This window comes from Panacagrimonas sp. (assembly GCF_965216805.1).
GTDB lineage: Bacteria > Pseudomonadota > Gammaproteobacteria > Nevskiales > Nevskiaceae > Panacagrimonas.
In genome coordinates this window covers 1,081,906-1,101,638 of record NZ_CBDCGN010000003.1, presented here as the reverse complement: position 1 = coordinate 1,101,638, position 19,733 = coordinate 1,081,906, and the positions used below count along the sequence as shown (strand labels likewise).

Below are 19,733 nucleotides of genomic sequence, written 5' to 3'. Positions count from 1 at the left end.
GGACTACTTGGCGGCCTTCTTGATGAAGCCGTAGATCACCAGCACCACGATGGCGCCGACCACCGCGCCGATGAAACCGGCCGCCTGTCCGTCCTGGTACAGGCCCAGTGTGCGACCCAGGAACGTCGCCGCAAACGCGCCTGCGATGCCGAGCAGCGAGGTCATGATGATGCCCATGCTGTCGTCGCCGGGCTTGAGAAAGCGCGCAATCAGTCCGGCGAAGAAGCCGATGACCAGGGTCCCGATGATTCCGGTGATGCTCATGTTGTTCTCCTTTTCGACTTGGGTGTTTCCGGGCCGCCAGTACGCATTTGCAGGCTGCAATCTGCCGATCCGGAGTCCGGCAGCCTGATCCGGTCCGGTGAACCGGTGATGAAGTCCCCGCAACCGGCGCGCACGCGGCGCGCCGTGAGCCGTCAGTTGAACTGGATGCGCACGCCGGCCAGCAGCGTCACCCCCGGCAAAGACGCATCGTCCTTGACGAAGGACGTGTGCCGCCGTGCCTCCTCGTCCAGCAGGTTGCGACCGCGCACATAGAACGTGGTGCGGGTGTCGCCGGCGGTCAGGGTGTAGGCAACATCCGCCGCCAGCAGCTCGTAGCCGGCGGTCTCGGTCTCCAGGGCGGCGATCCGATCCTGGCGTTCCACGCGGGTCAGACCGATCGATCCGGACAGCGCTCCGAATTTCGCATCGAATCCGCCGCCGAACCGCATCGGTGTGATCCGGGGCAGATGGCTGCCGTCGCGCAGTTCGCCACGCACCGAATCGGCAAACAGGCGTCCGTCGAGCCGGAACGGACCGCGCTCGATGAGTTGATAGCCGGATTCGAGCTCGAATCCGTAAAACTCGGCATCGGCCTGTGCGTAGTCGACCAGGAACAGGGCCTCGTCGAGGTCATCGTCCGGGCCGAGCAGCTCGCCTTCCTCGCTGACCAGGTCGGCGATGCCATCACCATCGTCGTCGGCATTGGCGAGAAATACGTAGTCCTCAATGCGATTGAAGAAGATATTGGCCGACCAGGTCCAGCGCGCATCGTGGCGATCGATGCCGATCTCCACGTTGTTGGCGGTCTCCTCGTCCAGACCGAGATCCCCGCGCTCAAAGGTCGCGGTGGCCAGATGCGGGCCGTCGGCGTACACCTCCTCGGCGGCGGGCGCACGCTGGGCGCGAGCGAGATTCAGGCGCAGATGATGCCGCGGTCCCAGTTCCACCAGCGTCCCCAGCGACACGCTCAGCGGGCTGAAGTCGATGTCCGGGACGGCGCCGGCCAGTTCGGGCTCGTGGTCGACCTGCTCCAGGCGCACCCCGGCTTCGACGCGTCCCCAGTCCGTCGGGCGCTCCTCGACCAGGAACACACCCGTGGTGTGCGTGTTGACCGGCGGGACGAACGCCTCCTCGCCCACCGCGGAGAAGTCGCGATCGATGGCCTGGACACCGAGCGCACCGCGCCAGCCGGACAGCGGTGCGTGCACCAGCTCCAGCCGTCCCTCGATCTCTTCGTTGTCGAAGCGGGTTCCGGCCTCACCGCCGGGTTCGATCTCGGTGTGCTCGTAGTCGTTGACCCCGATGCGGGTGGTCAGGCTCTCGACACCACCCAAGGGCGAAAACCACTTGCCACGCAGATCGAAGCGAGTCTGCTGCATGTCGATCCGCACCCCGCCTGCATCCTCGCCGTGTTCCGCCGCACCGGGTTCTTCTCCGCCATGCGCTTCCTCGTGTTCATGACCGTGTGCGTGGCCGGGCACCCCGTAGTTGCTGTCGTACACCGACACCGCGGCGTTGAGCACCTGCATCGGGCGGATCCAGGACAGATTGGCGCCGTAACTTTCGGTGCGCAGGTTGCTGTTGGGCAGTATGCCGCGAGGCGCATCTTCATCGTGCTCTTCTTCGTGCTCGCCTTCGTGTTCTTCCTCTGCGTGACCCACCTCGGCGAACCCGGGAATTTCGAACAGGCCTGCCTTTCGCCCGGCGTAATCGGCGCCGAACATCACCTCACCGACGCCGTAGCGTGCCCGCAGGTGACTCTGACGCTCGTCGGCATTGTCGGCGTAGGAATAGTCGCCCTCGAACTGCAGGCCGGCGACGAACACGTCCGGCAGCCGGTCATCGACCACATTGACCACGCCGGCACTGGCTCCACTGCCGAACATCAGCGTGGCCGGTCCCTTGATAATTTCGACCTGACGCGCGTGCGCCGGATCAATGGTCACCGCGTGATCGCTCGACAGGGTGGAGACATCCATCGCGCCGATGCCGTTGTCCAGCACCGCCACCCGCGCACCGCCCTGGCCTCGGATGATCGGCCGGCCGACGCCGGGACCGAAGTCGGTGGTGGCGACGCCGGGCTCGTTTTCCAGCACCTCTCCGATGCTGGCGCGGCGCTTGCGGTCGAGCTCCTCGCCGGCGATGACATCCACCGGCTGCACGATGTCGTCTGCGGCACGACGGAAAGGACTGGCCTCCACGGTGATGGTGGGCACGCCGTCAGACGTGGCTTCAGGCGTCTGGGCAACGACGACCGTGGGAAACAGGGTCGTGGCCAGGGGTGCGGAAATACCCAGGCACAGCAGTGCCCGGGCGTGACAATGAAATGTGAAAGACATGACTTCCTCGCGGTCAAGCGACGCATCGCTGCACGGCACGCGGGTTCGGTGCGTGCAGCCTCGGGGTCGAAGCAGTGGCGCGCGCGGACGCGCGCTCAGGCGAAGAAAGTCGGAGGTCCGCGTGCGTGCGGCGCGAGCCGGGCGTTGCGCGGCGATAGAACCGGCCGCCGGTCTGCGCGCCCGGCGCGATGCGTAGCCAGGACCAAGCCGGGGGTATAGGCCGACAACCCGTTGCCCAAGGTGTGGGCGACCACGCACACCGCGCAATGGTCGCCATGGCTGGCGCTGTCGTGATCCGGATCGTGCGCGGCCGTGGTCCACAGCCCGAACAACAGGCTCAGAACCAGCAGCAGCGAGGAAGAAATGCGACACGCCATTGTTATAGTATAACGATCACGCGACGTGCCGTCAGCGCAGCAGGTGGCGGGTCCGCAGCCAGGCGCGGGCATCGTCGCTGTCGTGGTCGAACCAGGCACGTGCGGAACCCAGGATGAAGTGGTAACCCCAGGCGTCCATGTCGGCAAAGCATCGTTGCCGCGAATAGCCGGGCAGGCGATCTGCCAGCACACACTGGAGGTAGCAGACGGCGTTTTCCTCGGTGTCGCTGCCGCCGGCGTCGGTATCCAGGCCCTTACGCCGCGCGGCGTCCATGCACAGGTAGTGACAAGCTTCATGCAACGCCGAATGCACCGGAGTGTCGGCGCGCGCATACAGCACCGAGCCGATCAGACCTGCTTCCGGATCACCCCAATAGGAGCCCGGGATTGGTGTCTGCGGTGCCACTTCCGACACCTCCAGGCCGCAGGGTGCAAACAGCCGGCGTAGAGCCTCGAAACCAAGGTCGGAGATCGGCAGGACGGCTATCGGCGGACTGCTCATCTGTCTTCAATCGGCAATTCAAGCGGTGCCGGCGGCGTCGCGCATGCCAAAGCACCAGGACCGACCGCCGTCGCGACAGGTCGCTCGCCCGCTGGCGGGTCGGCAGGCGACACTGTGCGAATGGGCATCTTCTCGCTGTTCAAGGATCCACGACTCGGCATCTTGAGTGCGGGCAATTTTGTCATCGGCACCAGCCTGTATATCGTCGGAGGACTGCTTGTCGAGCTGGCCGCCGAGTTCCAGGTGTCCATCGCCAAGGCCGGCTTCCTGATCGCGGCGTTTGCCATCACCAGCGTCATCGCAGCACCGTTGTTCGCCACGCTCAGCGCCGCCGTCGATCGACGCAAACTGCTCGCTGCGATGCTGCTGGTCTGCGCCGCCGCCAACGGCGCGGCCTGTCTGGCACAGACCTACGAGCAACTGCTGGTCACGCGCATTGTGGCCGCGGTGGCCAACGCTGTCTTCACCCCGCAGGCCTCGGCCGTGCTCGGCCTGCTGGTACTGCCGACTCAACGCACGCAGGCCACCTCCGCCATCATGCTGGGCTGGAGCCTGGCCACGGTGCTCGGCATTCCGCTGGGCGTTTGGGTCGGCCACCAGATCGGCTGGCGCGCCTCCTTTGGTCTGCTGGCGCTGTTGAGCCTGGGCGCGGCGCTACTGCTGTGGCGCTTGCTACCGCCCGGCTTGCACGTGCCGGCGGTGAATTTGCGCATCTGGCTGACCGTGCTGCGCACCCCGGCGTTGATGCTGCTGATCGCCACCAGCACCATCTTCGCTGCCGGCAACCACGCCTTCTTCAGCTACTTTGCGCCGACCATCTCCGATCTGCGCCCCAGCGAACCGGGCCTGCTGTCGGCGCTGCTGCTGACCTACGGACTGGCGGCGATCGCCAGCAACCTGCTGGCGATCCTGCTGATGGATCGGCTGGGCCTGGAAAAAATCATCAGGCTGTGGGGGCTGATCCCCATTGTGGTTTTCGCATTGTGGCCGCTGCTGTCACCCTGGCTGTACGCGCTGTTCGCGTTGCAGCTGCTGTGGGGCCTGGGCTCGGCTGGCTTCAACGGGCTGCAGCAGGCGCGACTGGCCGCGGTGGCGCCGGCGCTGGCCACCGCCTCGATCGCACTCAACTCCTCGGCGTTCTACCTGGGCCAATCCAGCGGCACCCTGCTCGGCGGCGCGGCTTGGGAGGTGGTGGGCGGCCGCTACCTGCCCTGGGTCGGACTGGGTTTGCTGATCGTGGCGATGCTGCTGTCGCGCAAGGGCCGTCACGCGGCACGCAAGCTGCGCATGAACGAAGTGGCGCGGTTGCCGCCGGAGTGAGCCGGCAAAAGAAAACCCGCCTTGCGGCGGGTTTGAGACTACGTTCCGGTCTGACTGAGACATCCTCGGAACCTATATTGGGAGACTAGGACTCGAACCTGCCACCTAATCCACTGCTTTTGCGCATCTTCATATCCTACATTCTGGCCTTACTACACATTTTGCTACACAAATACATCGGGCTGGGGCTCCCGATTCAGCCCGGCGGGTGGGTGACCATGTCATGCAGGATTTCCCCCTGCCGCATGTCCGACACGGTGCCGTAGGACACCAGAGTGGTCAGAACGCCGTCATGCCCCAGATTCTGGCTCCATGCCTTGAACTGCTCCGGGGTCTTGCAGCGGCGAGACCCGATCATCACCAGCGTGTTCCTGACACTGTGCGGGTTGAAGTAAGGCAGCCCGGCTGCCGCGCATGCGCGCTGGAAGATCTGGCGGATCGGCGTAGCGGTTGCCCAATGCTCGCGCACCAGGTCGTCGTGCTGGAACTGTTGCGACTTGCCGACCGTGCAGCGGGTCTTCGGAAAAAGTGGATCGTCGTGACCCCAGAGCCTCACGCGGCGCAGGTGATCCACCCAGGCAGCAAAGATGGCTCCAATGTCGTCCCCCACCGGGAAGAAGAACGTGGTGAAGGTCTTGCTGAACTTGGTCTTCACCTCCCGCGCGTCCTGATAGAAACAGCCGGCGTCCAGATCAATGTGCTTGAGCTTCGCCGAGGCCACTGCGCTATCACGCGCACCCGTCAGCATTATGAATGCGACCAAGGCGCGGTTGCGCTGCTCCAGTTCGGTGGCCGCTGGCATGTTCGCGATCAGATGCCGAACCTGTTCCAGCGTCGGCGCAGACTTGTGGCGCCGCGCGGTGGCGATCCGCGCATCCTTCTCCGACACGTTGAAGTATTCGGCCTCGGAGTAGGTGAAACGCGACTTGTAGCTCGGCTGCCCGGCGAGCCACTGGAAGAACCGCTTGAGGTGCGACAGCGTCGCGTGCAATGTCGCTTTGCTCAGCTTGCCACCGGTGACGGCGCTGTTCTGCTCAGCCAGCCTGCGCTTGAATGCTACCGCCTGCTGCTGGCAGAACGCCTTGAAGTCGCGATGCTGGGTGTACGCCTCAAACCGGGCGATAGCCCCCGCCGCCGCGTCCAGGCTTGCCTCGCTCTGCCGCTTGGCTTCCTTCAGGTAGATCAGATATTCACGCTTGATCCGCACATTGGCAGCGCAGTATTTCGGCATGGGTCACGCTCCTGCTTTGAAGTCACTGTTCACGGAAGGCTTGCTGCTCTCGTCTAGTTCCAGATCTCCTCCGAAGCGGCTTGGTTCCGCTTCATCTCCTTCGGATTGATGAGCACGCGACCGAACGGCGGCGTATCGCCGCCGCCCTGCATTAGCGCCTCCACCACCGCCTTGACGGTCTCTTCGTCAAAGTAGGGCAGCAGGCAGTCCACGGAATTTAGCCGGTCATTGCCGGGAATACGTCGCGCCAGCGGCGTGCGCACCATGCGCCCGAGCAACTGCGTGATGTGCGTTCGATCCACCGCTCGACGGAAAGACACCATCACCTCGGCGCGTGGGCAGTCCCAGCCGGTGCTGATCGCATCTTTGGCGATCAGCACCCGCACCCAGGTGGACTCCTGCACACGCTCCGGCGAGATATGCGGCACGGTGTATTGGCCGAAGGTTTGCGTACTGTGCTCGCCGAACACATGCGCCACGCAGTCTTCAGGCAGGTCGGGCCATTGCTGGAAGATCGTCTCCAGCGCGCGGCCGATGTCATTGGGGCTGGGCGTGTTCGGCACTTGCAGGACCATCAGCGGGATCACGGCGTCGCCGTTCTCCTGCCGTTTGGCATAGGCCGCCCATTCGGTGGTGGACTCCCGGAGCTTGTCCGTGGCGCGGCGCACCAGCACGGTGTCGAATTGGCCCGCCTCGTCCGGGATATCCAGGGCGATGGTGTCCTTCAGCAGCCCGGACTCCTGCACCCGGGTCGCATCCACCTCCACGTTCGGCAGAATGTTCCGCCCCTTCGCACCCTCCATCGCCCGATTGAATCGCTCGACCGTGGCCGATATGCCGAGCACCACGGGAATTCCGGGGACGCCCTTCTCGCCGTTGATGAGCCGCCTGACCAGCGTGGATTTCTCGTTCTGCGCCGCAGTCGTCGGGTTGCCCATTCCGCGATGCGCTTCGTCCAGCACCAGATACAAGGTCAGCGCCGGATCTTCGATGGTGTTGCGGATCGTGTCCCAGATCGTGTGCGAGCGCATGTCGGGCCGCGTCTCCGGGAACAGACCGCCATCGTCCTCGCCATCAAAGCCGCGAACCAGCAGGCTCTTCTTACCCAGCTTCTGGGTATTGAGGAAGTACACCTTGCCGGGCCGGAACGTGGCCTGACTGAAGCTGTTTTCCACCACCACCAGATCGGTATGCCGCAGCCGGTCGGCGCACTCCATCAGGCGAAACCGCGTCTGCTCGTTCAATGACGGGTCGTCGCTGAACCAGATCACTACTGCGCCGGGGTCGGCGTCGAACTCGTAATAGTCGTCGCCGTGGAACAGCGCCTCGAACACCGCCGCCGCCATCACTGTCTTTCCAGCGCCGGTCGGCGCGGTCAGCGAGAACGCCTGCTTGTCATTGTCCTCGCGCCATCGCTTGCGCGCCTTGCGCAGATTTGCCAGCGACTCGCGGACGGCGTCTTCCTGGTATCCCTTGAGAGTGAACTTCACGCATCCTCTCCATTGGCGAACGCGAAATTGGTCAGGTACGACTCGTACAGCCGCACCGCCTCCACGCCTTCCGGCAGCCGCTGCGCCAGCGCCTGGAAGCGCCGCTCGTCGTCGGTGACGATGTAGGCCACTCGCAGGCCCTCTGCCTTTCTCGCGGCCTTGAGAAAGGGCGTCACCTGATCAAGTTGAATCAGCAGCCCGTAGGCATCCACCACCTCCCAGCCGGCGGCAGGCAGCTTGTCGATACACCGTCCTCGGCTGCCCGCGCGCAGCCACAGCAGGGGCGCAATGCGGGCAAAGGCCATGTGGTGACTGACCGCGACTGGCGTTTCGTAGGTCAGCGTGAAGAACTCGGCGTTCTCCTCGAAGCCCTCCGCCATCGGGAATTCGTCTGTGAACTTGTACTCGCCCTTGATCGGTGTGCCGTCCGGCGTCTTGCCGGTGATGGCTGCGGCGATGCGCGGCTTGGTGATGTAGTCGCAGATGCCGAGCTTTTCCCATTCGGCATCGCCGGGCCGTAGCCCTTGCTCGCGCAGGGTCGTCTGCTCGTCCGCAGCGACTTCGTTGTTGGTCACAGAGATGCACTGGCGGCGGCCGCCGTCTTGCTTGTTCAAGCGCATCACCGCATGGGCCGTGGTCCCGGAGCCAGAGAAGAAATCGAGAATGAAAGCCTCGGGCTTGTTCTTCGCGAAATATCTAACCACATCCTCAACAGCGTAAAGGGACTTGGGAAAAGGAAACTTCCTCCCTGGTATGAGCTTGGATAGCAGCTTCGTACCGTGTGACTGCGCGTTATGGCTTTCACGCATCCACATTGTGGTTGGCAAGGCTTGTTGTCCCTGAACATAACAAGCTTGAATCGAGCCATCTGGGTTCGTTCCTACTACTTCAGCTTGCCCATGTTTCAACGCGCTAACTTTGCCGCTTGTGAGGTAATAGACGCTGAACCCCTGGCTGCCGCGTCGTTTGTTTCTGGTTACTTTCACGTAACCTTTACTGCGTAATCTCTCAAGACTTCCGGGATTTAGACCCCACGTCATTTCCGTGCCGTCAGGTTTCATCGGGAATAACGTCAGGCACCCTTTCAATGGCGGAACCGCTGCGCGGTCTGCATCCAAAGGAAGAGGCTTGCCCACTTCTCTTATCGCTTCGGTCTGCAAATCAATATAGATCGGATAAAACTGATCCGGGCCGGGCTTCGGTCCACCACGGCGTGATGGCATTTCTCTCCGTTGGAGAAGGTTCCACGGCACCGCACTCTTTGATTCACTAACTGCCTCGGGCGAGATGCGAGAGTCCCCGAACAGAGCAAAAAACAAGTACTCGTTCACCCTCGTAAATTCGTTGACCCGTATCGTTCCGGTAGCGTTGATCGCAGACGAAATCATCTGGAGGTTCGCTTCAGGGAATAACTGTTCCATGAGCAAGCCCAGCCGCAGATACTCCTTCTCGTCGATGGTGACGATCAGCACCGAATCCGCCGGATTCAGCAGCTCCCGCGCAATCAGCAGCCGCCGCTCCATGAAGGCCAGCCACTTGCTGTGCCGGTAGAGGTCATCGCCCTCAACATAGTCGTTGTTGTATTTCCAGTCCTTCGCGCCTGTGTTGTACGGCGGGTCGATGTAGATGGCGTCGATCTTGCCGCGGTGCGTGTAGGTCAGCGCCTTGAGGACGTGATAATTCTCGCCATTGATGACCGTGTGGGAGGGCTTGTCGCCGCCGCGCGAGACACTGCCGGTGCTGATGAGCCCCGGATAGATGGTGTCCTTGAACTCGGCGATGACGATCAGGTCGTCCACCGCGACGGTTTGGGCTAGCGGCTCCCCAGAATCCAGCAGCACAAGGTCCGCAGTCCGGTCCTTGCCCGCGCCGCCGATCTTCTTCACTTGCCAGAGCCGAGGGTCGCCCTTCTTGGTTGAGCCACGTTCCGGCAGCACGCGCACCTTGTCGCCCTTGCGGATGGGCCGCAGCGGCAGCTCCACCGCTTCCGGCCGGTGGCGCTCGAAATTCAGGCCGAAGGGCAGGCGCGACGACAGCGCCTTGAACTCTCGTTCTAGATCACCCCCCAGCTTTCCGTCCTTGGCCTTAGCCTGGGCAATCAGCTCAGTGAGTCGAGACATGTCGGCTCTCTGGGATGTGGGAGCTACGTACTGCGTCCCGAATGTTCACCGGGATCGCGTTGGGAATTGTCACGGGGGCAGCGTCTCGGCTGTTCTTGCTTGTTCCCGGCCGTTGCTACCGGGGCGAGCCGCAAGAGTATTCGGCTCATCGCCGCAATGGAACCGCGGCCCCGCCGCCACTTATGGAAGGCCGCTACCAGCGCGGCGGCTTGTGAATCGTGGTGCCCGGAATGACGCTGGGTAACTGGCTGTCCCGCAGCATCCAGGTGCGAATGGGTTTCACGAAATTGGCGTGCTGTCGCAACTGTTGCGAGGTGTGTCGCGCAGGCGCGCCGGGCGTAACAAGGCCCACCAGCTTGCGATGCTGCTGCTTCACCAGCCGCAGCGATTCGGCGAGGTCGGAGTCGTTGGAGACGACGACGGCGCAATCGTAGGCGTCGAGCCAAGCATCGTTGAGCACATGCAGGGCGAGGTTCACATCCGAGCCTTTCTCCTCGGTCCTGAACACTGGCACGGTGGCCGGCGGCGGAGTCGCGTTCTCCATGTTCATGCGGTGCCGGAGGAAGTGTCCGAACACCAGTTCTACTCGCGGGCAGTATGTCTGCAAGGCGCGCAGGTAGGTGTCCTGTCGCTGGTTCACCTGCGGATCGTGCGGCGTGGGCTGCACGCGCGCGGTGAAATACTTCACCTTCACCAGTTGGTTCTCTGGGCCAAGCACCTTTTCAAACAGCGCCGCGCAGTCCAGCCACTTGTAGGGCGTGCCGCGCACCGCGCCGTAGTAGAAGTTGAAGCCATCGACGTAAACGATGGTGCGATAGGGCGGTGTTGGCATTTTTGTACCCCGCAAAAAGCAAGGGCCGCCAGAGGCGGCCCCGCACCCCGAAGCCGAAGCCGCGAGGGTAGTAAACCCTAGTTTACCCCAGCTAGTCCCAGCGTTGGGACCACACAGGGGCCGCACATCGGCTCATCCTGCGCGCTTGAACGGCACCACATTCGCCCCGCGCGTCAACCCGTCCAGGTAGTCCGCCCAGTCCTGCATCATCTTGCGGCGCGGCTCCAGATAGGCAGCCTTGTTGTAGGTGCCGCGAATCTTGTCCGGGTCGCCGTGCGCCAGTTGCCGCTCGATCCAGTCGGGCTCGTAGCCCTTGTCATTCAGTGCCGTACTGATGAGGTGTCGAAAGCCGTGCATGGTCTGCTTGTTGCGGTAGCCGATACGCTTGATCATTCCCGCAATCGCCCCGTCGCTCAGCGGCTTGGTGGGATCATTTCGTCCGATGAACACGTACTCGAAGTGCCCGCTGATCGGTTGAATCTCGCGCAGCATGGCAATCGCCTGACGCGGTAGCGGCGTCAGGTGGTAGTAGCCCCTCTTCATGCCATCCCTGCCCTTGTCGATGGTCCAGATCCCCGCGTCCAGGTCCAGCTCGGACCACTTCAGGCTGCGGGTTACACCTGGACGGTTCGCGGTCCAGAGCGCCAGCATGGCGCAGGACTTCACCAGGGTAGACGCCTCGTAATTTTCAAGGGCGTGCAGGAACTCCGGAAGCTCCTCAAGTGGAAGATGAGCGTAGTTCGTTGCACCCGGTCCCGGCTGCGAAATCGATGCCAGATCACGGGCAGGGTCGGCAACGGTCCAGCCATTGGCGCGGGAATAACTGTAGATCGCCTTGATCCACTGCCGCGTCTTCTTGGCTACGTCGAAAGCGCCCCGCGCCTCGATGCCGGCCACCAGGGCTCCAAGCTCAGCCGGCGAAATACTGTCCAGCGGACGGCTTCGCAGCTTGGGCAGCACGTCCTTGTCCAGGTAGATGCTCGCCTGCTCGGCAGTTCTTGGATTCCATGCCTTGCTCCGGAAGGTGTGCCATGCCCCCGCGGCCTCACCGAAGGTGTTCGCCACCCTCTCCCGCTCCAGCAGCTTTTCCTTGCGTCGCTTTTCCGCCGGATCTGTGCCTTGCGCGATCAGGGCGCGGAACTCTGCCGCGACGGTCACGGCCTGCTTCAAGGAGGTGTAAGGATAGGGCTTGCCCACCGCCACCATCCGCGCCTTGCCCCCGATCCGGTACCGCAGCCGCCAATACTTGGCCCCATCCGGGTTCACCAGCAGCATCAGACCGTTGCCAACGGCCATCGAATACTTGGCTGCGCGCGGCTTGGCGTTCTTGACCTGCAATTCCGTGAGTTTGACGGCCATGTGTAGCACCAGGTTCGAAGTATGTCCTGATTGTGTAGTAAAGCACCCGCTCAAAACAAATTGCTACACAAATTGCTACACACACAGTCTCGGCTCTGATCGGAACACATCGGGCCGAGTAGGCAAAAAAAACCCCGCATTTCGCGGGGTTATTGGTTCGTTCCGGTCTGACTGAGACATCCTCGGAACTTAATTTGGCTGGGAGACTAGGACTCGAACCTAGATAAACAGAGTCAGAATCTGTTGTCCTACCATTAGACGATCTCCCAACAGCAACCGTCGTTCCGCGAAGCCTGCGAGCGGTAGAACGACTCGCAGGCCCCGAACCGGAATTAGCGCTTGGAGTACTGCGGGCGACGACGCGCCTTGTGCAGACCGATCTTCTTGCGCTCCACTTCGCGGGCGTCGCGCGTTACCAGACCGGCGGTGCGCAGCGCAGGACGAAGCATTTCATCGTAATCGATCAGCGCGCGGGTGATGCCGTGGCGGATCGCGCCGGCCTGGCCCGAGGGCCCGCCGCCGGCAACGGTGATCTTGATGTCGAATCGGGTCAGCAGGTCGCACAGCTCCAGCGGCTGGCGCACCAACATGCGCGACGTCTCGCGCCCGAAATACTCGTCGAGCGTCTTGCCGTTGATGGAGATGGCGCCCTGACCGGGCTTGAGGAACACGCGGGCGGCGGCGGTCTTGCGACGGCCGGTGCCGTAGTTCTGCGTAGGAGTAGTGGCCATGTTCGAGGGACCGTTCAGATGTTCAGGGGCTGCGGCTGCTGCGCGGTGTGCGGGTGCTCGGCACCGGCGTAAACCTTGAGCTTGCGGTAGACGGCGTAGCCCAGCGGGCCCTTGGGCAACATGCCCTTGACGGCCTTTTCGATCACGCGCTCGGGATGCTTGGCCAGCATCTCCTGCAGCGAGGTCTGCTTGATGCCGCCAGGATGCTCGGTGTGGCGCCAGTAGATCTTGCCGTCCTTGCCGTTGAGCTTGTTGCCCGTAGCAACGATCTTGGCGGCGTTGATCACGACGATGTAATCGCCGGTATCGCAGTGCGGGGTGAACTCCGCCTTGTGCTTGCCGCGCAGACGCCGTGCGACCTCAGTGGCCAACCGGCCGAGGACCTTGCCTTCGGCATCAATCACGAACCAGTCGCGTTTGACGCTCTCGGCTTTCGCCATGAACGTGCTCATCGAATACTTCCTATGGGTAGTTATAGTTCGGTTTCCAGAAGGCCTTGAGGGGCCGCCCCGAAACGTCAAAAGGGCGCGAAGGATAGTGAGCGGCACCGGCGAAATCAAGCCTGGACACGGGTACAAAGGGTCTGAGGGCTGACAGATCGCGCCCCTTCCCGTGAACCGCCTAGCGCATATCTCCTACTTGCCGGAATTTTGAATCTAATTCAGGATGCGCGTCCGCATCACATTTTATATTCAAATCAGTGGGAACCCGGGAACGCCGCCAGAGGGAGATCGCCGACCGCGAGGAGCTGCTCCTGGACATCGCCCAGGAGCTGATCCGGCAGGACGGCCTGCTTAACCTGCAGATGAGCCGCATCGCCGACAAGAGCGAGTACGCGGTCGGCACCCTATACCAGCACTTCGCGTCCAAAGAGGACCTGCTGCTGGCGCTAATGACCCGCTACGTCAAAAGCCACGTATCGCTGTTCCAGCGCGTGGCAGCGTGGAAAGCCCCGTCGCGTGATCGCATGTTCGCCATCGGCGTGGCCGACAGCCGCTTCATCAGCCAATGCCCGGATTTTTTCCGGGTGGCCCAATACACCCTCAGCGAGGTGGTGTGGAACGCCACCTCGCCGGAACGGCGCAAGACCTTCTTCGAGGTCAACGATCCGCTCGCCGAGGTCGTGATCTCCATCGTCGACGATGCCCGTCGCGCCGGCGATCTGACCCTGCACGAGCAGAACGCCCAGGAGATTTCGATGGCGACCTGGTCGATGTGTCTGGGCTACCACAACCTGGCGCATGCCGAGGGCATGCTCGAGGATTTTTCCGTACGGGACCCTTACTCGCTCATGTTCCGTCATCTGCAGTACCTGCTGAACGGTTTCGGTTGGAAGCCCCTCTTCGACCCCGCCGACCGTACCGCCATCGAGTCCCTGATCCAGCGTATCGTCAAGGAAGTGTTTGATGAAGAAAGCTGCCTCAAGTAACGCGCCTCCAAAGGCGCAACGGTTGCGATTGCTGTTGGCGGCGCCATTGCTGCTGTGGGCCGGGCACGCCTACACCGCGCCACTGACGCTGGTCGATTCGCTGGCGCTGGCCTACGAGAACGATCCATCGGTCCCGCCGTCGATTGCGCTTCGGGAAACCGAGCGCGAACTTGGCGAACAAGAGCGGGCTGGCCTGCGACCTACGGTGTCGGCGCAGGGCAGCTACAACTACAGCTACTCCGACTCCAAGTTCGCATTCGGTCAGTCGCGCGACGAATACCCCGCCTGGTCGGCCGGGCTGGAGGCACGGCAAGCCTTGTTTCGCCTGGACTGGTCAGCGCGCGGCGAGCGCGCCGACGCGCAGGAAGCCCTGGCCGATGCCGGCATGGAACAGCGCCGCGTCAATTTGTACAGCCGCGTCGCTGAACGCTACATCGGCGTGCTGATCGCAGAGGACGCGTTGCGACAGGCTCAAGCCGAAGCCGATGCCGTGCGCGAGTCTATGCAGGACACCCGCAAACGCTACGAAGTGGACTTGGTGCCCGGAACCGACCTCAAGGAGGCCCAGGCACGCGACGACTTGGCGCAGGCTCAATTGCTATCAGCTCAGCAGGAGGTCGAATCGTCGCGCGACGTGCTTGCCGAGACCGTCGGCCGTCGCGATTTCGATCTGCCGCAGATGCCGGACGCCGTGGTGTTCGGCCCCGTCGTGCCGGCCGAGGTCGATGCCTGGATTGACGCAGCCACCGAGAACAACCCGGCACTGGTCATCGCGCGACGCGACGCGCAGATCGCCAAAACACAGGTTCGCAGCCGCCGGGCAGACGCGATGCCACAGGTCGACCTGGTCGCCAGCGTCAGTCGCAATGACTCCACCGAGTACGTGCTCGGACAGCGTCAGGACGACGCAAGCATTGGCGTGGAACTGAATGTGCCGATCTATGCAGGCGGATACAACGACAGCCGCGTGCGCGAAGCCGAGGCCAATCTGCGACGGGCCGAGTCGGCAGCCCAGCTTCTGGCGTCGGAAACCGAGCGAGAGGTGCGGGTGCTGTTCCGCTCGCTAAAAACGAATTACATCCAGGTTCGAGCCTACGAACGCGCGCGCGAATCAGCGGCGCTGGCTCAGACGGCGACCAAGGCCGGTTACGACGCGGGGACTCGCACCATCACCGACGTGCTCGATGCGCAAAGCCGCGTGGTGCAGGCCAGCCGCAATCTCAATCAGACACGCTACGACTTGTTGCTGAACATGCTGCAACTGCGCCAGTACACCGGCCAGATCGACGAAACATTCTTCGCCGCCGTCGACGCCCTCTTCACGCAGACCCCCGCACAGCCCTGAGATTGTCCCATGACCACAAAACGAATGCTCATCATGCTGGTGTTGGCGCTGGTGCTGTTCGGCGGCGTCTTTGCCTTGAAGTACATGGGTCGCCAGGGCATGAACGCCTATTTCGACAGCATGCCGGTGCCACCGGCAACGATTTCCGCCAGTGCTGCCGAGGCGATGACCTGGGACAACCAGCTCGAAGCCATCGGCTCGGTGGTCGCCGTCAACGGCACCGACGTCACCACCGAGGCCGGTGGCATCGTCACCGAAATCCACTTCGAGTCCGGCGCGCACGTCAAACGCGGTGCGCGTCTGGTCACGCTGGACTCGGCCAACGAACGCGGCGAACTGGAACGCCTGAAGGCGCAGGCCGAGCTATCCAGGCTCAATCTGGAGCGACGCAAGAAACTGTTCGATCTGGAAGCGATTTCGAAGTCCGATCTCGACGCCGCCAACGCCGAAGCCAATGCCGCCCGCGCCGCGGCACAGGCCCAGCAGGCCCTGCTGTCACAGAAGGACATCCGCGCGCCTTTCGACGGTCAGCTCGGCATCCGCCAGATCAACCTTGGCCAGTATCTGTCGCCGGGCACGCCGATCGTGTCGCTGCAGTCGGTAGACCCGATCGAGTTCGATTTCTCGCTGCCCGAACAGCATCTGGCGGTGGCAGAGCCCGGACTGAAAGTCGAACTGACGGTGGACGGTTACGCCGACACCACATTCACCGGCGAAGTGACCGCGGTCGAGCCGCGCGTGGACGAAGCCACCCGTAATTTCGGTCTGCGTGCGCGCCTGCCCAACCCCGATCACAAGCTGCGCGCCGGCCAGTTCGGCCGGGTCAAACTGCTGCTGCCCGGCGAGCGCGAGCTGCTGGCGGTGCCGCGTACGGCGATCAACTACAGCTCCTACGGCACCTCGGTTTTCGTGGTGCGCGAGAAAAAGCAAGACCCGGCTACGCCCGACGTGGCGCCGTCGGCCGGCGATGCCCAGGCCACCGACGCGGCCAGCGGCGAACAGAAACCGAGTCTCGAAGTGATCCAGCGCTTCGTGCGTATCGGCGAGGCCCGCGGCGATTTCGTGGCGGTGCTCGAAGGCTTGAAACCGGGCGAGCGTGTTGCAACCTCGGGCCTGCTCAAGCTGCGCAACCAGCAGCCGGTGCTGATCGACAACAGCGTGGTGCCCGACGCCGAGCTGTCCCCGCAGCCGAAGGAATCCTGAAACCTGCTGCCGTAGCCCGTTTCACCGGAGCACATTCCATGCGTTTCACCGACATCTTCATCCAGCGTCCGGTCCTGGCGACGGTGGTCAGCCTGATCATCCTGTTGCTGGGCATCCGCGCCGCGCTCGACCTCACGGTGCGCCAGTACCCCGAGCTGCAGAACGCGCAGATCACCGTCACGGTGGCCTACCCCGGCGCCGATGCGGACCTCATGACCGGCTTCATCACCACGCCGCTGGAACGCGAGATCGCCACCGCTGACGGCATCGATTTTCTGACCTCCAACACCGCGCTGGGCCTGTCGATGATCACGGCCAACCTGCGCCTGGACAAGGACCCCAACGAGGCGCTGACCGAGATCTCGGCGAAGGTCAACAAGCTGCGCAACCAGCTGCCGCAGGAATCCGAGGACCCGGTGGTGGAAGTGGCGCAGGCCCAGGGCACCGCGGCGATGTACATCAGCTTCTCGTCGGATGTGCTGGACAAGGCGCAGATCACCGATTACCTCGTCCGTGTCGTCGAGCCGCAGTTGTCCGCCATCAACGGCGTGGAGAAAGCCGAGATTCTCGGTGCCAGCGTCTACGCCATGCGCATCTGGCTCAAGCCCGACCGCCTGGCCGCGTACAACCTGACGGCCAGCGAGGTCTACCAGCGTCTGCAGAGCCAGAACGTGCTGTCGGCGGTAGGCGAAACGCGTGGCAACTACGTGAAGATCGGACTCAAGGCCGATACCGATCTGCGCAGCGTGGAAGAATTCCGCGAAGTCATCGTCAAGTCCGACGGCGCCACCAACGTGCGACTGCGCGACATTGCCGACGTGCAACTGGGAGCCGAAAACTACGATCCCACCGCGCGCTGGGATGGCGACCCCGCCATCTTCATCGGACTAGAGGTGCGCCCCGACGCCAACGTGCTGGACGTGATTGCCGATGTACACGCGGTGTGGCCGGACCTGACCGCGCGCCTGCCCGAGGGCCTGGAGGCCTCGATCGCCTACGACAGCACGCTCTACATCCGCGACGCCATCGGCGAGGTGCGTGCCACGCTGCTCGAAGCCGTGGCGATCGTGCTGGTGGTGATCTTCCTGTTCCTGGGCTCGGTGCGCAGTTCGCTGATCCCGGCGGTGACGGTGCCGCTGTCGCTGATCGGCGCCATGTTCTTCATGTTCCTGCTGGGCTTTTCCATCAACCTGCTGACCCTGCTGGCGATGGTGCTGGCGATCGGCATGGTGGTGGACGACGCCATCATCGTGCTGGAGAACATCCACCGGCATATCGAAGAAGGGCTGTCGCCGATGGAGGCCTCCATCACCGGGGCGCGCGAGTTGGTGGGCCCGGTGATCGCCATGACCCTGACCCTGGTGTCGGTCTACATGCCGATCGGATTTCTCACCGGCATCACCGGCAAGCTGTTCACCGAGTTCGCGTTCGCGCTGGCCGGCGCGGTGCTGATCTCCGGCGTCGTGGCGCTGACGCTGACGCCGATGATGTGCTCGCGCATCCTCAAGCCCATGCACGGCGAAGGGGCGGAAAGCAACCGGCTCGCGGTGTTCCTGGACGATCAGTTCGAACGTCTGCGCCAGGGCTACAAGCGCCAGCTGCACGGCGCGCTCGACACCGTGCACGTGATCGGCGCGTTCGGTCTGATCGTGCTGGTGTCCTGCTACTTTCTGTTCGCCTCCACCCCCGGAGAACTGGCGCCGCAGGAGGACGCCGGCTTCATCGCGCTGGTCAACGAATCCGATGGCTATGCGTCGAACGAATACTTCGATCGCTATTCGCGCTACAGCGAGGAGCTGCTGCAAGGCACCGAAGGGATCGCGCACCTGTTCGCGTTCAACGCCTCGATGCCGGGCGCGGGTTCCAATTCCGGCTTCACCGGGATGGTGCTGCAACCCTGGAGCGAGCGCGACAGGAGCGCCGCGCAGATCACCCAGGAGATCACCCCGGTGCTGACCAACATCGCCGGACTGCGCACCACGGTGTTCGAGCCACCGCCGCTGCCGACTCCCGGCCAGGGCTTCCCCATCGAGTTTGTAATCAAGTCCACTGCGAGTCCGCTGGATCTGGCCGAGATCGGTAACGAAATCATCGGCCGCGCCATGGCGTCCAAGAAGTTCATCTTCATGGCGCCCCAGCTCTATTTCGACCGCCCGGAGGCGCGACTGGAGATCGACCGCGAGAAGGCCGCTGCGCTGGGCATCGACATGCGGCAACTGGGCGCCGACCTTGCCGCGCTGCTGTCCGGTGGCGAAGTCAACCGCTTCTCGTTCGACAACCGCTCCTACAAGGTGATCCAGCAGGTCACCCGCACCGAGCGGCTCAACCCGACGCAGCTCGAGGGCTATTACACCCGCGCTCGTGACGGCACCCTGGTGCCCATCTCCACCGTGGCAAAGATCGAAATGCGCACCACCGCGCGCTCGATTCCCCACGCCCAGCAGCTCAATTCCAACACCCTGTCCGGCGTGCCGCGCCCGGACGTCACCCAGGGCGAGGCACTGGCCACGCTGGAGCAGATCGCCGAAGAAGTGCTGCCGCCCGGTTACCAGATCGACTACGCGGGTTCTTCGCGCCAGTTCAAGCAGGAAGGCCAGGCGATGCTGGGAACATTCGTGTTCGCGCTGGTGATCATCTATCTGGTGCTGTCGGCGCAGTTCGAGTCTTTCCGCGATCCCATCATCATGCTGGTCACGGTGCCGATGTCGATCTGCGGCGCGCTGCTGTTCCTCAATATCTTCGGCATGACCAACGGCCTGGGCCTGAGCAGCGTCCCCGGCATGACGCTCAACATCTACACCCAGGTCGGCCTGGTGACCCTGATCGGCGTGATCGCCAAGCACGGCATTCTCATCGTGGAGTTCGCCAACAAGCTGCAGGTGGACAAGGGCCTGCCCAAGCGCGAGGCCATCGAGGAAGCCGCGTCCATCCGACTGCGCCCGGTGCTGATGACCACCGCAGCACTGGTGATGGCGATGGTGCCGCTGCTGATCGCCAGCGGCCCCGGGTCCGCCGCGCGCTTCAGCATGGGCCTGGTGATCGCGTCGGGCATGACCATCGGCACCCTCTTCACGCTCTACGTGTTGCCCGCGATGTACCTCTACATCGGCCGCGACGAGCAGGCCCGGCGGGCGGGCGCAGCGGCCAAGTCAGGCGCAGCGCAGCAGCCGGTGGCGGGAACGCATTGAGGT

General features: G+C 63.4%; 15 protein-coding genes, 1 tRNA gene and 1 pseudogene. 5 read left to right on the top strand and 12 right to left on the bottom strand.

Annotation, left to right across the window (positions count from 1 at the left end; genetic code table 11):
- Positions 1–3: 3 nt before the first annotated feature.
- The 4 genes from ACOOHP_RS18055 to ACOOHP_RS18040 form a co-directional block, all read right to left on the bottom strand.
- Positions 4–264, bottom strand: a complete 261-nt coding sequence (locus tag ACOOHP_RS18055; protein ID WP_420467873.1) for a GlsB/YeaQ/YmgE family stress response membrane protein — start codon at positions 262–264, stop codon at positions 4–6.
- A 152-nt stretch (positions 265–416) separates the two neighbouring features.
- Positions 417–2,603, bottom strand: coding sequence for a TonB-dependent receptor (locus ACOOHP_RS18050; RefSeq protein WP_420467872.1), 2,187 nt, complete (start codon positions 2,601–2,603; stop codon positions 417–419).
- 95 nt (positions 2,604–2,698) lie between these two features.
- Positions 2,699–2,980: a hypothetical protein gene (locus ACOOHP_RS18045; RefSeq protein WP_420467871.1), complete on the bottom strand. Its 282-nt coding sequence runs from the start codon at positions 2,978–2,980 to the stop codon at positions 2,699–2,701.
- 31 nt (positions 2,981–3,011) lie between these two features.
- The gene (locus ACOOHP_RS18040) at positions 3,012–3,482 is read right to left on the bottom strand and encodes a hypothetical protein (RefSeq protein ID WP_420467870.1); all 471 of its coding nucleotides are present in this window, start codon (positions 3,480–3,482) and stop codon (positions 3,012–3,014) included.
- A 120-nt stretch (positions 3,483–3,602) separates the two neighbouring features.
- Between ACOOHP_RS18040 and ACOOHP_RS18035 the strand changes: the two genes are divergently transcribed.
- Complete coding sequence (locus tag ACOOHP_RS18035; RefSeq protein ID WP_420467869.1) at positions 3,603–4,802, top strand: MFS transporter; 1,200 nt, start codon at positions 3,603–3,605, stop codon at positions 4,800–4,802.
- Positions 4,803–4,998: 196 nt separating this feature from the next.
- Here ACOOHP_RS18035 and ACOOHP_RS18030 read toward each other — a convergent pair whose 3' ends face one another.
- From ACOOHP_RS18030 to rplM, 8 genes and pseudogenes are all read right to left on the bottom strand, one after another.
- On the bottom strand, positions 4,999–6,033 hold the full coding sequence (locus ACOOHP_RS18030; RefSeq protein WP_420467868.1) for a tyrosine-type recombinase/integrase: 1,035 nt from the start codon (positions 6,031–6,033) through the stop codon (positions 4,999–5,001).
- Positions 6,034–6,092: 59 nt separating this feature from the next.
- Positions 6,093–7,523: pseudogene (locus tag ACOOHP_RS18025) on the bottom strand (DEAD/DEAH box helicase); the annotation flags it as partial.
- Positions 7,520–9,643, bottom strand: coding sequence for a site-specific DNA-methyltransferase (locus tag ACOOHP_RS18020; RefSeq protein ID WP_420467867.1), 2,124 nt, complete (start codon positions 9,641–9,643; stop codon positions 7,520–7,522). The gene ACOOHP_RS18020 and the pseudogene ACOOHP_RS18025, both read right to left, overlap by 4 nt.
- Before the next feature lie 193 nt (positions 9,644–9,836).
- A complete protein-coding gene (locus ACOOHP_RS18015) occupies positions 9,837–10,475 on the bottom strand; it encodes an NYN domain-containing protein (RefSeq protein WP_420467866.1) in 639 nt (212 codons plus the stop codon).
- 132 nt (positions 10,476–10,607) lie between these two features.
- Complete coding sequence (locus ACOOHP_RS18010; RefSeq protein WP_420467865.1) at positions 10,608–11,834, bottom strand: tyrosine-type recombinase/integrase; 1,227 nt, start codon at positions 11,832–11,834, stop codon at positions 10,608–10,610.
- Positions 11,835–12,029: 195 nt separating this feature from the next.
- Positions 12,030–12,103 (bottom strand) — tRNA-Gln (locus tag ACOOHP_RS18005).
- Between the two features lie 63 nt (positions 12,104–12,166).
- On the bottom strand, positions 12,167–12,565 hold the full coding sequence (rpsI, locus tag ACOOHP_RS18000) for a 30S ribosomal protein S9 (protein WP_420467864.1): 399 nt from the start codon (positions 12,563–12,565) through the stop codon (positions 12,167–12,169).
- Between the two features lie 14 nt (positions 12,566–12,579).
- Positions 12,580–13,017 carry a 50S ribosomal protein L13 gene (rplM, locus tag ACOOHP_RS17995; protein ID WP_420467863.1) on the bottom strand — a complete coding sequence of 146 codons (438 nt, stop codon included), beginning with the start codon at positions 13,015–13,017 and terminating at the stop codon, positions 12,580–12,582.
- A 248-nt stretch (positions 13,018–13,265) separates the two neighbouring features.
- On the opposite strand from rplM, the gene ACOOHP_RS17990 reads away from it, so the two are divergent.
- The 4 genes from ACOOHP_RS17990 to ACOOHP_RS17975 are packed head-to-tail and all read left to right on the top strand — an operon-like array spanning position 13,266 to position 19,730.
- Positions 13,266–13,994: a TetR/AcrR family transcriptional regulator gene (locus tag ACOOHP_RS17990; protein ID WP_420467862.1), complete on the top strand. Its 729-nt coding sequence runs from the start codon at positions 13,266–13,268 to the stop codon at positions 13,992–13,994.
- Between the two features lie 22 nt (positions 13,995–14,016).
- Positions 14,017–15,339 (top strand): TolC family outer membrane protein, encoded by a 1,323-nt coding sequence (locus ACOOHP_RS17985; RefSeq protein WP_420467861.1) that lies wholly within the window; start codon positions 14,017–14,019, stop codon positions 15,337–15,339.
- 9 nt (positions 15,340–15,348) lie between these two features.
- Positions 15,349–16,542 carry an efflux RND transporter periplasmic adaptor subunit gene (locus ACOOHP_RS17980; RefSeq protein WP_420467860.1) on the top strand — a complete coding sequence of 398 codons (1,194 nt, stop codon included), beginning with the start codon at positions 15,349–15,351 and terminating at the stop codon, positions 16,540–16,542.
- Between the two features lie 38 nt (positions 16,543–16,580).
- Positions 16,581–19,730, top strand: coding sequence for an efflux RND transporter permease subunit (locus tag ACOOHP_RS17975; protein WP_420467859.1), 3,150 nt, complete (start codon positions 16,581–16,583; stop codon positions 19,728–19,730).
- Positions 19,731–19,733 lie beyond the last annotated feature (3 nt).